This window comes from Siminovitchia sp. FSL W7-1587, assembly GCF_037963795.1.
Lineage (GTDB): Bacteria > Bacillota > Bacilli > Bacillales > Bacillaceae_C > Siminovitchia > Siminovitchia thermophila.
Genome location: NZ_CP150169.1, coordinates 2257048 through 2272112, shown reverse-complemented (window position 1 = coordinate 2272112; position 15065 = coordinate 2257048). Strand labels below are relative to the sequence as shown.

The window sequence follows — 15065 nt, the reverse complement described above, 5'->3', positions numbered from 1 at the left end:
TATAACCACAATATAGGAGGATATTATAATGGCTAAAAAAGGCAAGAAATATATTGAAGCTTTAAAGCTTGTCGACCGTTCAAAAGCTTATGCAGTTTCCGAAGCGATTGAACTCGTCAAAAAAACAGATCATGCAAAATTTGACGCGACAGTAGAAGTGGCATTCCGCCTCGGGGTAGACCCGAAAAAAGCGGATCAGCAAATTCGCGGTGCTGTTGTACTGCCTAACGGCACTGGTAAAACGCAACGTGTGCTCGTCTTTGCCAAAGGCGAAAAAGCGAAGGAAGCAGAAGCTGCTGGAGCTGATTATGTCGGAGACGCAGAATACATCAATAAAATCAACCAAGGCTGGCTCGACTTTGATGTCGTTGTCGCAACGCCTGATATGATGGGTGAAGTGGGCAAACTTGGACGCACACTCGGTCCCAAAGGCTTAATGCCTAACCCGAAAACAGGAACTGTTACATTTGATGTAGGCAAAGCGGTTAATGAAATCAAAGCGGGTAAAGTAGAGTATCGTTTGGATAAAGCTGGGATTATCCACGTTCCAATCGGCAAAGTGTCCTTTGATTCCGCCAAATTGGAAGAAAACTTCGTTACCATTTTTGACACGCTCTTAAAAGCGAAGCCGGCTGCCGCCAAAGGCACTTACATGAAAAATGTAACGATCACTTCGACAATGGGCCCTGGCATTAAAATTGACCCGACATCTGTTTCTGTCAAAGCATAAGTTGACAATAAACAGTGAATTTGGTAGAATATTTTTGCTGAAAAATTGAATGAAAACATTTGTACCGTAGACAGCAGGTGCCGATAAGCTTAATTTCCTGCCGAGGTCATTGCGATATATTTTTTCAATCTGTCCGAAATGATTGAACGCATTGAAACCTCCAGTCTGCCGCTTGGAGGTTTTTTTATGGTATAAATGTTCATCTGAACTTTGGGAGGTGTAAAGGTGAGCAAAGTAATTGAACAAAAGAAACAAATAGTTGATGAAATTACCGAGAAATTAAAAGCGAGTGTATCTACAGTCATTGTTGACTACCGCGGATTGAACGTTGCCGAAGTAACAGAACTTCGCAAACAGTTGCGTGATGCTGGAGTCGAATATAAAGTTTATAAAAACTCAATGACTCGTCGTGCCGCAGAAGCTGCCGGTCTGGCTGAGCTAAATGAAACATTGGTTGGTCCGAATGCAATTGCGTTCAGTACAGAAGATGTTGTAACACCTGCGAAAATTTTAAATAATTTCGCAAAAGACCATGAAGCTCTGGAAATCAAAGCAGGGGTCATAGAAGGAAACATTGCTACTGTCGAAGACATTAAGGCACTTGCAAATCTTCCTTCCCGCGAAGGCTTACTTTCTATGTTGCTTAGCGTTCTTCAAGCTCCGGTTCGCAACCTCGCGCTTGCTACAAAAGCTGTTGCGGAGCAAAAAGAAGAGCAAGGTGCGTAAAAAAGTAAGGGCGCTTTGCGATCGGCGAAGCATTTTGCGTCAACCAGAGAGGTTATCATTAGGAACCTCATGAATGGAACCGCTGATAGCGCCAAGAAATGGGTACGGAATACAAACGATTTAAATCAAATGATGGAGGAAAAAAATCATGACGAAAGAACAAATTATTGAAGCTGTCAAAGAAATGACAGTTCTTGAATTAAATGAATTAGTAAAAGCCATTGAAGAAGAGTTTGGTGTAACAGCCGCTGCTCCAGTTGCTGTAGCGGGTGGAGCTGCTGCTGGTGAAGCTGCTGCTGAACAAACTGAGTTTGATGTAATCCTAGCAAACGCTGGAGGACAAAAAATCAAAGTAATCAAAGCGGTTCGTGAAATTACAGGTCTTGGCCTGAAAGAAGCGAAAGAGCTTGTTGATAACGCGCCTAAACCAGTCAAAGAAGGTGCATCTAAAGAAGAAGCAGAAGAACTGAAAGCGAAGCTTGAAGAAGCTGGAGCTGAAGTGGAAGTTAAGTAATGATTGTGTTGGGGAAAAGCTCGTCCATTTAAGGCGGGCTTTTTTCGCACGTTCACGGAGGTAGCCAAATGACGGATCATTATTATTCGCGCACGCCGGAAACGGAGAGTGAACCAACCGTTTGGACAGCGGTATTGCGAGGGCATAAATTTCACTTCCAAACAGACCGGGGTGTTTTTTCCAAAAATGAAGTCGATTTTGGTTCCAGGTTGCTCGTCGATTCTTTTTCCATGCCTGAAATAGAAGGGCCTTTGCTTGATGTCGGTTGCGGCTATGGTCCGATTGGATTGAGCATCGCAAAGGAGTATCCCGGAAGACATGTTCACATGATTGATGTAAACGAGCGGGCGCTCAGATTAGCCAAAGAGAATGCCCAAGCAAATCACATTGAAAATGTGAAAATATATGAGAGCTCCGGTTTTCAAAGTATACAGGAAAAAAACTTTGCCGCCATTTTGACGAATCCGCCTATTAGGGCCGGAAAGCAAGTCGTGTTTGCCATATTTGAAGGCAGTTTCTCTCATTTGGCGCCAGGCGGGGAGCTGTGGGTCGTGATCCAAAAGAAGCAAGGCGCACCTTCCACAAAAGTAAAATTAGAAGAGCTTTTTGGCGCTGTGGAAGTTGTCGCCAAGAAAAAAGGATATTTTATTTTTAAAGCAATAAAAATTTGATTCTTCACCACTTTTATGATAGCATTGTAAAATGCCAATATACTGTTCTCCATAAAATGGCCAAAAAGATAATTTTGACGTATAATCAATGGCTTTTATGGAAAAAATGAATAAATATAAGTTTGTCTCGGGTAAATTGTGGTTTTCAAAGCAAAACCATTTTTCTTTTTGTCTGATGATTTGTATCTTCCAGTCTTTTTGGTTGGAAATCAATCATTAAAATGCATGATTTGAGGGGTGAAACAGTTGACAGGTCAACTTGTTCAGTACGGACGGCACCGCAAACGCAGAAGCTTTGCCCGCATTAGTGAAGTATTGGAGCTGCCAAATCTAATTGAAATCCAATCTTCATCCTATCAATGGTTTCTTGATGAGGGCTTAAAGGAAATGTTTCAAGACATCTCCCCAATCGAAGACTTTGCCGGGAACTTATCTTTGGAATTTATTGATTATAGTCTCGGCGAACAGAAATACTCCGTAGAGGAAGCAAAAGAGCGTGATGCCACATACTCTGCGCCGCTTCGGGTCAAATTGCGCCTTTTAAATAAAGAAACAGGCGAAGTAAAAGACCAGGATGTCTTCATGGGTGACTTTCCGTTGATGACAGAAATGGGAACATTTATCATCAATGGAGCAGAACGTGTCATTGTTTCTCAGCTCGTTCGGTCACCGAGCGTTTATTATAGCGCCAAAATTGACAAAAACGGCAAAAAAGGGTTTACGGCCACGGTCATACCAAACCGCGGAGCATGGCTCGAGTATGAAACAGATGCAAAAGATGTAGTGTATGTCCGGATTGATCGGACAAGAAAATTGCCGGTAACGGTTCTTTTGCGCGCACTTGGTTTTGGTTCTGATCAAGAAATCATCGAACTAATCGGAGATAATGACTATTTAAGAAATACGCTTGAAAAAGACAATACGGAGAGCGTGGAAAAAGCGCTTCTCGAAATTTATGAACGCCTTCGTCCAGGCGAGCCCCCAACAGTGGAAAATGCCAAAAGCTTGCTGATCTCCCGTTTCTTTGATCCAAAAAGATACGACTTGGCGAATGTTGGACGTTATAAAATCAATAAAAAACTCCATATAAAGAACCGATTGTTCGGACAACGGCTCGCCGAAACGCTTGCCGATCCGGAAACAGGTGAAATCATCGCGGAAAAAGGAGCGATCCTTGACCGCCGCACGTTGGATAAATTGATCCCATTCCTTGAAAAGGGAGCAGGATTTAAAACATACAATAGTCATGGCGGCGTAGTGGAAGATGATATCATCGTGCAAACAGTTAAAATATATGCTCCTAACGATGACGAAGAAAAAGTCATTAATGTAATAGGAAATGCCTTTATTGAAGAAGAAATCAAAAATATTACGCCTGCCGATATTATTGCATCCATCAGCTATTTCTTTGATTTGCTGTATGGTGTCGGCGATACGGACGATATTGACCATTTGGGAAACCGGCGTTTAAGGTCTGTCGGAGAATTGCTTCAAAACCAATTCAGAATCGGTTTGTCCCGTATGGAGCGAGTTGTACGCGAGCGTATGTCCATACAGGACATTAATACGATCACCCCACAGCAATTAATCAATATACGCCCGGTCATTGCTTCTATTAAAGAATTTTTCGGAAGCTCCCAGTTATCACAATTCATGGACCAGACGAATCCGCTTGCGGAATTAACGCATAAGCGCAGGCTGTCGGCACTTGGACCAGGTGGTTTAACCCGTGAGCGTGCGGGCATGGAAGTCCGAGATGTCCACTATTCCCACTATGGACGCATGTGTCCGATTGAAACGCCTGAGGGCCCGAACATCGGCTTAATCAACTCGCTCTCCACTTATGCGAAAGTCAACCGCTTCGGTTTTATTGAAACACCGTACCGCCGGATCGATCCCGAGACGGGGCTTGTCACGGATCGCATTGATTATTTGACAGCCGATGAAGAGGACAACTACGTTGTTGCACAAGCAAATGCTCTACTGGATGAAAATGGCGCCTTTGTCAATGAGGAAGTGATTGCCCGTTTCCGTGGAGAAAATACAGTTGTTAAAAGAGAGCGTGTCGACTATATGGACGTCTCTCCAAAACAAGTTGTATCTGCTGCAACAGCGTGTATCCCGTTCTTGGAAAACGATGACTCCAACCGCGCGTTGATGGGTGCGAACATGCAGAGGCAAGCTGTTCCGCTTATGAAGCCGGAAGCTCCGCTTGTCGGAACTGGAATGGAATATGTTTCAGCAAAAGATTCGGGCGCGGCCGTTATTTGTAAACATGACGGCGTTGTCGAACATATTGAAGCGCGGGAAATCTGGGTGCGTCGCATTCAAACACTCGACGGCGTAGAAGTCAAAGGCGACCTTGATAAATATCGCCTGCTTAAGTTTATCCGTTCCAACCAGGGAACTTGTTACAATCAGCGCCCAATTGTAAGTGTCGGCGATCATGTAACGAAAGGCGAAATCCTTGCAGACGGACCTTCCATGGATCAAGGGGAACTCGCCCTTGGCCGCAACGTCCTAGTCGCATTCATGACATGGGAAGGCTACAACTATGAGGATGCCATTATTATGAGTGAACGTCTTGTAAAAGACGATGTATATACATCCATTCATATTGAAGAATATGAATCCGAGGCCCGCGATACGAAACTTGGCCCCGAAGAAATGACAAGAGACATTCCAAATGTTGGGGAAGAGGCTCTTAAAAATCTCGATGAACGCGGTATTATCCGCATTGGTGCGGAAGTCAAAGACGGCGATTTGCTCGTCGGCAAGGTGACCCCAAAAGGCGTTACCGAATTAACCGCTGAGGAACGCCTCCTTCATGCCATTTTTGGGGAGAAAGCGCGTGAAGTCCGCGATACGTCACTCAGAGTACCGCACGGCGGAGGCGGGATTGTTCTTGATGTAAAAGTTTTCAACCGTGAAGACGGTGACGAATTGGCTCCTGGAGTAAACCAGCTTGTTAGAGTGTACATTGTCCAGAAGAGAAAGATCTCCGAAGGAGATAAAATGGCTGGACGCCACGGAAACAAAGGGGTCATTTCCCGAATATTGCCTGAAGAGGATATGCCGTTTATGCCTGACGGCACCCCAGTGGATGTCATGCTTAACCCGCTCGGAGTTCCATCAAGGATGAACATCGGACAAGTATTGGAACTACACCTGGGAATGGCGGCAAGAAATCTCGGCCTGCACATGGCTTCACCCGTTTTTGATGGAGCCACTGAAGAAGACGTTTGGGATACGATTGAAGAAGCCGGTATGGCTTCTGACGCAAAAACAGTCCTATACGATGGAAGGACGGGAGAACCGTTTGATACGAGAGTTTCCGTCGGTGTCATGTATATGCTGAAATTGGCTCACATGGTTGACGACAAACTGCATGCCCGTTCCACCGGGCCATACTCACTCGTTACACAGCAGCCGCTCGGCGGTAAGGCCCAATTTGGCGGCCAGCGTTTCGGCGAGATGGAAGTATGGGCACTGGAAGCATATGGAGCTGCTTATACGCTTCAGGAAATCTTGACAGTCAAGTCCGACGATGTTGTCGGTCGCGTTAAAACATATGAGGCAATTGTTAAGGGGGAGAATGTACCGGAACCGGGCGTCCCTGAATCATTCAAAGTATTGATCAAAGAATTGCAAAGCCTCGGAATGGACGTCAAAATTTTATCGGGTGACGAACAGGAGATTGAAATGCGCGAGCTTGAGGATGAAGATGACGTTCATCAAGCAGATACGTTAAACATTGCCCCGGAAACCAAAGTGGAAGAAACAGCTGCGACAAAGGAATAATCAATTCGTCAAGGCAATAAGGGTTAAACCTGATAGGAAAAGGGAGGTAGGCCCCTTGTTGGATGTAAACAATTTTGAGTATATGAAAATAGGCCTTGCTTCACCAGATAAGATTCGTTCATGGTCGTATGGGGAAGTGAAAAAGCCGGAAACGATCAACTATAGAACACTTAAGCCAGAAAAAGACGGCCTTTTCTGTGAGCGTATTTTCGGACCGACGAAGGATTGGGAGTGTCATTGCGGTAAATACAAGCGTGTACGTTACAAAGGCGTTGTTTGTGATCGGTGCGGCGTTGAAGTAACAAGGGCGAAAGTTCGCCGCGAGCGCATGGGCCATATTGAGCTCGCCGCTCCCGTCTCTCACATTTGGTATTTTAAAGGGATTCCGAGCCGAATGGGGCTTCTCCTTGATATGTCACCAAGAGCGTTGGAAGAAATTATTTACTTCGCATCTTATGTTGTGACAGATCCGGGAGATACGACTCTAGAAAAGAAACAACTTTTATCTGAAAGGGAATACCGTGCGTACCGTGAAAAATATGGAACGCAATTCCATGCATCCATGGGCGCAGAAGCGATCAAAAAGCTTTTGCAGGATATCGATCTTGACAAAGAAGTGGATCAACTAAAAGAAGAGCTGAAAACGGCGCAGGGCCAGCGTCGTACGCGCGCCATCAGGCGTCTTGAGGTACTGGAAGCTTTTCGACATTCCGGAAATCATCCGGACTGGATGGTGCTCGATGTGCTACCGGTTATTCCTCCTGAACTGCGCCCCATGGTGCAGCTGGAGGGCGGCCGCTTTGCAACTTCAGATTTGAACGATTTATACCGGCGGGTTATTAACCGAAATAATCGCCTAAAACGGCTATTAGATTTGGGCGCTCCGGGTATTATCGTACAAAATGAAAAGCGGATGCTTCAAGAAGCGGTAGATGCTTTGATTGACAACGGCCGAAGAGGGCGCCCGGTAACGGGGCCTGGAAACCGCCCGCTTAAATCACTTTCCCACATGTTGAAAGGAAAGCAAGGACGTTTTCGTCAAAACTTGCTCGGTAAGCGTGTTGACTACTCAGGACGTTCGGTTATTGTTGTAGGCCCGAACCTGAAAATGTACCAGTGCGGGCTTCCGAAAGAAATGGCTCTTGAACTGTTCAAACCTTTTGTCATGAAAGAGCTTGTGGAAAAAGGTCTTGCACACAATATAAAAAGCGCAAAACGCAAAATCGAACGAGTTCATCCCGAGGTTTGGGATGTACTTGAGGAAGTAATTCGGGAACATCCGGTTCTATTGAACCGCGCGCCGACATTACACAGACTTGGAATCCAAGCATTTGAGCCGACACTTGTAGAAGGCAGAGCTATTCGCCTTCACCCACTTGTTTGTACGGCTTACAATGCGGACTTTGATGGCGACCAAATGGCTGTACACGTGCCGCTTTCGGCTGAAGCGCAGGCTGAAGCAAGGTTGCTGATGCTCGCGGCCCAAAACATCCTGAATCCAAGGGACGGAAAACCGGTCGTTACGCCATCACAAGACATGGTTCTCGGCAACTATTATTTGACACTTGAGCGTGAAGGTGCCATGGGCGAAGGAATGATTTTTACCGATCAGAATGAGGCGCTTCTTGCGTACCATAACGGTTACGTACATCTTCATTCCCGGATCGCCATTCATGCCGAGGCGCTGAAGAACGAAAGGTTTACAGACGAACAGCGTAAGAAATTGCTTATTACAACTGTCGGGAAAGTCATTTTCAACGAGATTTTACCACCTTCGTTCCCGTTCATTAACGAACCGACGATCGAGAATTTGGAAGGAAATACCCCTGACAAATACTTTGTTTCTCCAACAGAGAACGTTCGTGAATATATTAAAAAGCAACCGATCGTGCAGCCGTTCAAGAAAAAAATACTCGGTAACATCATTTCGGAAATCTTTAAGAGATTCAAGATTACCGAAACCTCCAAAATGCTTGACCGGATGAAGAATCTCGGCTTCAGATATTCTACAAAAGCCGGAATTACTGTTGGTGTTTCTGACATTGTTGTTTTGGCAGAAAAAGAGACGATTTTGGAAGAGGCTCAAAAGAAAGTCGATAATGTCATGAAGCAATTCAAGCGTGGTTTGATTACAGATGAAGAGCGCTATGACCGTGTTATTTCCATTTGGAGCGCAGCGAAAGACGATATACAAGATAAATTGATGGAATCTCTTGATAACCTGAACCCGATCTACATGATGAGTGATTCCGGTGCCCGTGGTAACCCGTCCAACTTTACCCAGCTGGCAGGAATGCGCGGGCTGATGGCGAACCCGGCTGGACGAATCATTGAACTTCCGATCAAATCAAGCTTCCGTGAAGGATTGACGGTACTCGAGTACTTTATTTCAACACACGGAGCTCGTAAAGGTTTGGCGGATACAGCGCTTAAGACTGCCGACTCCGGATACTTGACAAGGCGTCTCGTCGATGTAGCTCAAGACGTCATTGTTCGTGAGGATGACTGTGGAACAGACCGCGGACTTCTCGTAGGGGCACTAAAAGACGGATCCGAAGAAATTGAGTCCCTGGAAGAGAGGTTGATTGGCCGCTTTTCTCGCAAGAAGATCGTTCATCCTGAAACAGGAGAAGTCATCATGAGAGAAAATACGTTGATTACCGAGGATTCGGCCAAGGAAATCGTCAACGCAGGCATTGAAAAAGTATGGATTCGCTCTGCATTTACGTGTAACACGCGCCACGGTGTATGTAAAAAATGTTATGGCCGCAACCTGGCCACCGGTTCTGTTGTTGATGTGGGAGAAGCGGTCGGAATCATCGCTGCCCAATCGATTGGTGAGCCTGGTACCCAGCTAACAATGAGAACATTCCATACCGGGGGTGTGGCGGGGGACGATATCACGCAAGGTCTTCCTCGTATTCAAGAGTTGTTTGAAGCGAGAAATCCGAAAGGGCAGGCGGTTATCTCGGAAATCAGCGGCGTTGTTACTGCCATTAACGAAGGTCGTGACCGTCAGCACGAAATCGTCGTCCAAGGCGAAATCGAAAGCAAAACGTACAATGCTCCTTATACGGCCCGCTTGAGTGTTGCCGTCAATGATCGCGTGGAGCGAGGGCAGGAATTGACTGAAGGGTCGATTGATCCTAAAGAACTTCTGCGCGCGCGCGATGTTGCCGCAGTACAAGAATATCTGTTGCTTGAAGTACAAAAGGTTTACCGTATGCAAGGTGTTGAAATTGGGGATAAGCATATTGAGGTAATGGTGCGGCAAATGCTCCGCAAAGTCAGAGTAACCGACGCAGGGGATACAGACGTACTGCCTGGAACGCTTCTTGACATTCATCAGTTTACAGATGCAAATGAAAAAGCCCTCTTGGAAGGGAAAACGCCGGCAATCGGCCGTCCGATTTTGCTTGGTATTACGAAAGCATCACTTGAAACTGATTCATTCTTGTCTGCCGCTTCCTTCCAGGAAACGACACGAGTCCTGACCGATGCCGCCATCAAAGGCAAGCGGGATGAACTGCTCGGGTTAAAAGAAAATGTCATTATTGGAAAACTCGTTCCTGCAGGAACAGGCATGCAGCGTTACAGGAAAGCAAGAGCCGTAGTTGAGGAGCGGGAAGAAACAGTAAACGTGGAATCACAATAATCAATAACAACAATCCGCCAGCTTTCAGGCTGGCGGGTTATATCAATAAATTTCTCTGATTTATGTTGACATTGAAAATATCAGATGATAATATATTCAAGGTGATCCTATCATTAACCTGTTACTTTGGAGGATATACACATTGTCTTATGAAAAAGTGTCACAGGCTACAAATGTAATTATAGGAACAAAGCAAACGTTGAGAGCTCTGAAGTCCGGACACGTGATTGAAGTAATTGTCGCCGAGGATGCAGATCCGCGCATCATCGGAAACATCATTCAAACCGCCAACGAAGCGAATGTGCCCGTTACAAAAGTCGACTCGATGAAACGGTTGGGCAAAGCGTGCGGAATTGAAGTGGGAGCGGCAACCGTTGCTATTACTCACTAATGGTGTTTTTGCAGGAAACCAATATCTGCAAAAACTTGTTTTTTGCCTAAAAAAGAACCACCTGGATGTGTGGGACTAGTAAAATCATGAAAGGAGGAGCAAACAGTGCCTACAATCAATCAATTGGTTCGTAAGCCAAGAAAGTCTAAAGTAACTACTTCTGACTCTCCTGCGCTGAATAAAGGATACAACAGCTTTAAGAAAACAACGACTGACGTATCATCCCCTCAAAAACGCGGTGTATGTACTCGTGTAGGAACAATGACGCCTAAAAAGCCGAACTCTGCACTTCGTAAATATGCCCGTGTCCGTTTGACTAATGGAATTGAGGTAACTGCATACATTCCTGGAATAGGGCATAACCTGCAAGAACACAGCGTTGTGTTGATCCGCGGCGGACGTGTTAAAGACTTGCCAGGTGTACGTTACCATATTGTACGCGGTGCTCTTGACACTGCTGGCGTGGAAAACCGTGCACAAAGCCGTTCGAAATACGGAACAAAACGCCCTAAAGACAAAAAATAATCGATCATTCTACAATGTTTTAACGAATCGCGAAAGGAGGAAACTCAATGCCACGTAAAGGATCTGTTCCCAAGAGGGATGTTCTCCCTGATCCGATCTATAACTCTAAGCTTGTTACTCGTTTGATCAACAAACTTATGATAGACGGAAAAAGAGGAAAAGCACAGTCTATCCTATATTCAGCATTCGATATTGTTCAAGAAAAATCCGGCAAAGACCCAATGGAAGTGTTTGAACAGGCGCTTAAAAACATCATGCCTGTATTGGAAGTAAGAGCTCGCCGTGTTGGTGGCGCCAACTACCAAGTGCCGATAGAAGTACGCCCAGAGCGCCGATCTACGCTTGGATTGCGCTGGTTAGTAAACTACGCCCGCCTTCGTGGAGAAAAAACAATGGAAGAGCGTTTGGCGAATGAAATTCTTGATGCTGCCAACAACAGCGGCGCTTCAGTTAAAAAGCGTGAAGACACTCATAAAATGGCGGAAGCGAACAGAGCGTTTGCTCATTATCGCTGGTAAGCATAAAAAGATTTTTACCACTAATCATTTATACATTCCAGGAAGGAGAAATACGAGATGCCTAGAGAGTTCTCCTTAGAAAAGACTCGTAATATCGGAATCATGGCTCACATTGATGCCGGTAAAACAACAACAACAGAGCGCATACTTTTCTATACGGGACGCATTCATAAAGTGGGTGAGACTCACGAAGGTGCCTCGCAAATGGACTGGATGGAGCAGGAACAGGAACGCGGTATTACGATTACATCCGCTGCTACAACGGCAGAGTGGAAAGGTTACCGTGTCAACATTATCGATACTCCTGGCCACGTAGACTTCACAGTTGAAGTTGAACGTTCTTTGCGGGTCCTTGATGGCGCCGTAACTGTTCTTGACGCCCAGTCAGGTGTCGAGCCGCAAACAGAAACAGTTTGGCGGCAGGCGACAACTTACGGTGTACCACGTATCGTCTTTGTAAATAAAATGGACAAAATTGGCGCTGACTTTGAGTATGCGATCAAAACAATCCATGACCGATTACAGGCAAATGCCCATGCAATTCAGCTTCCTATAGGTGCAGAAGACAATTTTAGGGGTATAGTGGACCTTGTGGAAATGAAGGCGTGGATTTATGAAGGCGACGTGCTAGATGCAACCGAATCTGAAATTCCTGATGACTTGAAAGATAAAGCAGAGGAAATGCGCGCCAACTTAATAGAAGCCGTATCCGATTTTGATGAAGAACTCATGATGAAATATCTTGAGGGCGAAGAAATTACGACTGAAGAGTTGAAAGCAGCTATTCGTGCTGCAACACTAAAAGTTGAATTCTATCCTGTTCTTTGCGGAACAGCCTTCAAAAATAAGGGCGTTCAGCCAGTTCTTGATGCAGTTATTGACTACTTGCCAGCTCCTACGGATATCGAGTCCATTAAAGGAATTGTGCCGGGAACGGAGGAAGAGGTAGAGCGTCATGCCGATGACAACGAACCTTTTTCCGCTCTTGCATTTAAAGTCATGACAGACCCATATGTAGGACGCCTTACATTCTTCCGGGTATATTCCGGAACGCTTGAGTCCGGCTCTTACGTTCAAAACTCAACAAAAGGCAAACGCGAACGGATCGGACGCATCCTGCAAATGCATGCGAACCACCGTGAAGAAATTTCAACTGCTTACAGCGGTGATATTGCCGCGGCAGTAGGCTTAAAAGATACGAGCACAGGCGACACTCTTTGTGACGAGAAAAACCTCGTTATCTTGGAGTCCATGGAATTCCCAGAGCCGGTCATTGAAGTTGCGATCGAACCCAAGTCAAAGGCCGATCAAGACAAAATGGGCGCTGCTCTTGCCAAACTTCAAGAAGAGGACCCGACTTTCCGTGCAGAAACGAACCCTGAGACAGGCCAAGTTATTATTGCCGGAATGGGTGAGCTTCACCTTGACATTATCGTTGACCGCTTAAAGCGGGAGTTTAAAGTTGAAGCAAATGTTGGTGCGCCGCAAGTTTCTTATCGTGAAACTTTCCGTTCCACAGCTCAAGTGGAAGGAAAATTTGTACGCCAATCTGGTGGACGCGGCCAGTACGGGCACGTCTGGATCGAGTTTTCACCGCTTGAAGAAGGCGAAGGCTTTGAATTTGAAAATGCCATCGTCGGGGGTGTTGTTCCTCGTGAATATATTCCAGCGGTTCAGGCCGGCCTGGAAGATGCGATGAGCAACGGAATTTTGGCGGGATACCCGCTCATCGACATAAAAGCCAAATTGTACGATGGTTCATACCACGATGTTGACTCAAGTGAAATGGCCTTTAAAATCGCAGCTTCACTCGCTTTAAGAAATGCTGCGAAAAAATGTAACCCGGTTATCTTGGAACCAATCATGAAAGTTGAAGTCATTGTACCTGAAGAATATCTAGGTGATATTATGGGTGACGTTACTTCCCGCCGCGGCCGTGTTGAAGGAATGGAAGCAAGAGGAAATGCACAGGTTGTAAGAGCATTTGTCCCTCTTTCCGAAATGTTCGGATATGCGACAACCCTTCGTTCTAACACACAAGGGCGTGGAACGTATACAATGCACTTTGATCACTATGAAGAAGTACCTAAATCAATTGCTGAAGAGATTATCAAAAAAAATAGCGGTGAATAATTGATTTTACAACGTCTATCAAGTATAACTACTTATAGATGTCCGGGCAGCTTTAAAGACGGGAATCCTCCCGGCTTTAAGGCGCTCTATCATACTTAATATTTTTTAATTATAAAGGAGGATTTCCTAATGGCTAAGGAAAAATTTGATCGTTCCAAAGAACATGCGAATATTGGTACAATCGGACACGTTGACCATGGTAAAACAACTTTGACTGCTGCAATTACAACTGTTATGTCTAAACGCGGCGGCGGTGAAGCAAAAGGTTATGACATGATCGACAACGCTCCTGAAGAGCGCGAGCGTGGAATTACTATCTCTACATCCCACGTGGAGTATGAAACTGACAAACGCCACTATGCACACGTAGACTGCCCAGGACACGCTGACTATGTTAAAAACATGATCACTGGTGCTGCCCAAATGGACGGCGCAATTCTTGTTGTGTCTGCAGCGGATGGTCCAATGCCGCAAACTCGTGAGCATATCCTTCTTTCCCGTCAAGTTGGCGTTCCTTACATCGTTGTATTCATGAACAAATGTGACATGGTTGACGATGAAGAACTATTAGAATTGGTAGAAATGGAGATCCGCGATCTTCTTTCCGAATATGATTTCCCTGGCGATGACGTTCCTGTTATCAAAGGTTCAGCTCTTAAAGCTCTTGAAGGCGAAGCTGAGTGGGAAGATAAAATTGTTGAATTAATGGATGCAGTTGACTCTTATATCCCAACTCCAGAGCGTGAAACTGACAAACCGTTCATGATGCCGATTGAGGACGTATTCTCTATTACTGGACGTGGAACAGTTGCAACGGGTCGTGTAGAGCGCGGTCAAGTAAAAGTTGGCGATGAAGTAGAGATCATTGGTCTTGCTGATGAATCCAAGAAAACAATTGTTACCGGAGTTGAAATGTTCCGTAAGCTTCTTGACTATGCTGAAGCTGGAGACAACATCGGTGCCCTTCTTCGCGGTGTTTCCCGTGACGAAATTCAGCGTGGCCAAGTGTTGGCTCAACCAGGTTCCATTACTCCCCATACAAAATTTAAAGCGGAAGTTTATGTTCTTTCTAAAGAAGAGGGTGGACGTCACACTCCATTCTTCTCGAACTACCGTCCACAGTTCTACTTCCGTACAACGGACGTAACTGGAATCATCAACCTTCCTGATGGAGTAGAAATGGTTATGCCTGGCGATAACGTCGAAATGACTGTTGAGCTTATCTCCCCAATCGCGATTGAAGAAGGAACCAAATTCTCAATTCGTGAAGGTGGGCGTACTGTAGGCGCGGGCGTCGTTGCATCTATCGAAAAGTAATGCATTGCCTAAAGGGCAAATAAAAAACAAATATAGAGCAGGGAACTGATCACTCCCTGCTCTTTTTTGTGCAAAAAAATGGGT

11 protein-coding genes and 1 other annotated feature are annotated in these 15065 nt (G+C 45.5%); all 11 genes read left to right on the top strand.

The genetic code is table 11. From position 1 onward, the window contains the following. Positions 1 to 28 precede the first annotated feature (28 nt). The 11 genes from rplA (at position 29) to tuf (ending at position 14981) form a co-directional block, all read left to right on the top strand. Positions 29 to 730, top strand: coding sequence for a 50S ribosomal protein L1 (rplA, locus tag NST31_RS10660; protein WP_077111533.1), 702 nt, complete (start codon positions 29 to 31; stop codon positions 728 to 730). Between the two features lie 46 nt (positions 731 to 776). Further along, positions 777 to 924: a sequence feature (ribosomal protein L10 leader region), on the top strand. Between the two features lie 31 nt (positions 925 to 955). Then, positions 956 to 1456, top strand: coding sequence for a 50S ribosomal protein L10 (gene rplJ / locus NST31_RS10655; RefSeq protein WP_077111534.1), 501 nt, complete (start codon positions 956 to 958; stop codon positions 1454 to 1456). Between the two features lie 148 nt (positions 1457 to 1604). Next, entirely contained in the window at positions 1605 to 1970 is a 366-nt protein-coding gene (rplL, locus tag NST31_RS10650) for a 50S ribosomal protein L7/L12 (RefSeq protein WP_077111535.1), read from the top strand. Positions 1971 to 2038: 68 nt separating this feature from the next. After that, positions 2039 to 2641 carry a class I SAM-dependent methyltransferase gene (locus NST31_RS10645; RefSeq protein WP_077111536.1) on the top strand — a complete coding sequence of 201 codons (603 nt, stop codon included), beginning with the start codon at positions 2039 to 2041 and terminating at the stop codon, positions 2639 to 2641. A 246-nt stretch (positions 2642 to 2887) separates the two neighbouring features. Next, positions 2888 to 6442, top strand: coding sequence for a DNA-directed RNA polymerase subunit beta (gene rpoB / locus NST31_RS10640; protein ID WP_077111537.1), 3555 nt, complete (start codon positions 2888 to 2890; stop codon positions 6440 to 6442). A 55-nt stretch (positions 6443 to 6497) separates the two neighbouring features. Beyond that, the gene (gene rpoC / locus NST31_RS10635) at positions 6498 to 10097 is read left to right on the top strand and encodes a DNA-directed RNA polymerase subunit beta' (protein ID WP_205180088.1); all 3600 of its coding nucleotides are present in this window, start codon (positions 6498 to 6500) and stop codon (positions 10095 to 10097) included. Positions 10098 to 10239: 142 nt separating this feature from the next. Further along, positions 10240 to 10488, top strand: coding sequence for a 50S ribosomal protein L7ae-like protein (locus NST31_RS10630; RefSeq protein ID WP_077111539.1), 249 nt, complete (start codon positions 10240 to 10242; stop codon positions 10486 to 10488). 105 nt (positions 10489 to 10593) lie between these two features. After that, complete coding sequence (gene rpsL, locus NST31_RS10625; protein WP_077111540.1) at positions 10594 to 11013, top strand: 30S ribosomal protein S12; 420 nt, start codon at positions 10594 to 10596, stop codon at positions 11011 to 11013. A gap of 47 nt (positions 11014 to 11060) precedes the next feature. After that, the gene (gene rpsG / locus NST31_RS10620; RefSeq protein ID WP_077111541.1) at positions 11061 to 11531 is read left to right on the top strand and encodes a 30S ribosomal protein S7; all 471 of its coding nucleotides are present in this window, start codon (positions 11061 to 11063) and stop codon (positions 11529 to 11531) included. A 57-nt stretch (positions 11532 to 11588) separates the two neighbouring features. Beyond that, positions 11589 to 13664 (top strand): elongation factor G, encoded by a 2076-nt coding sequence (gene fusA / locus NST31_RS10615; protein WP_077111542.1) that lies wholly within the window; start codon positions 11589 to 11591, stop codon positions 13662 to 13664. A 129-nt stretch (positions 13665 to 13793) separates the two neighbouring features. After that, positions 13794 to 14981 (top strand): elongation factor Tu, encoded by a 1188-nt coding sequence (gene tuf / locus NST31_RS10610; protein ID WP_077111543.1) that lies wholly within the window; start codon positions 13794 to 13796, stop codon positions 14979 to 14981. Positions 14982 to 15065: the final 84 nt, after the last annotated feature.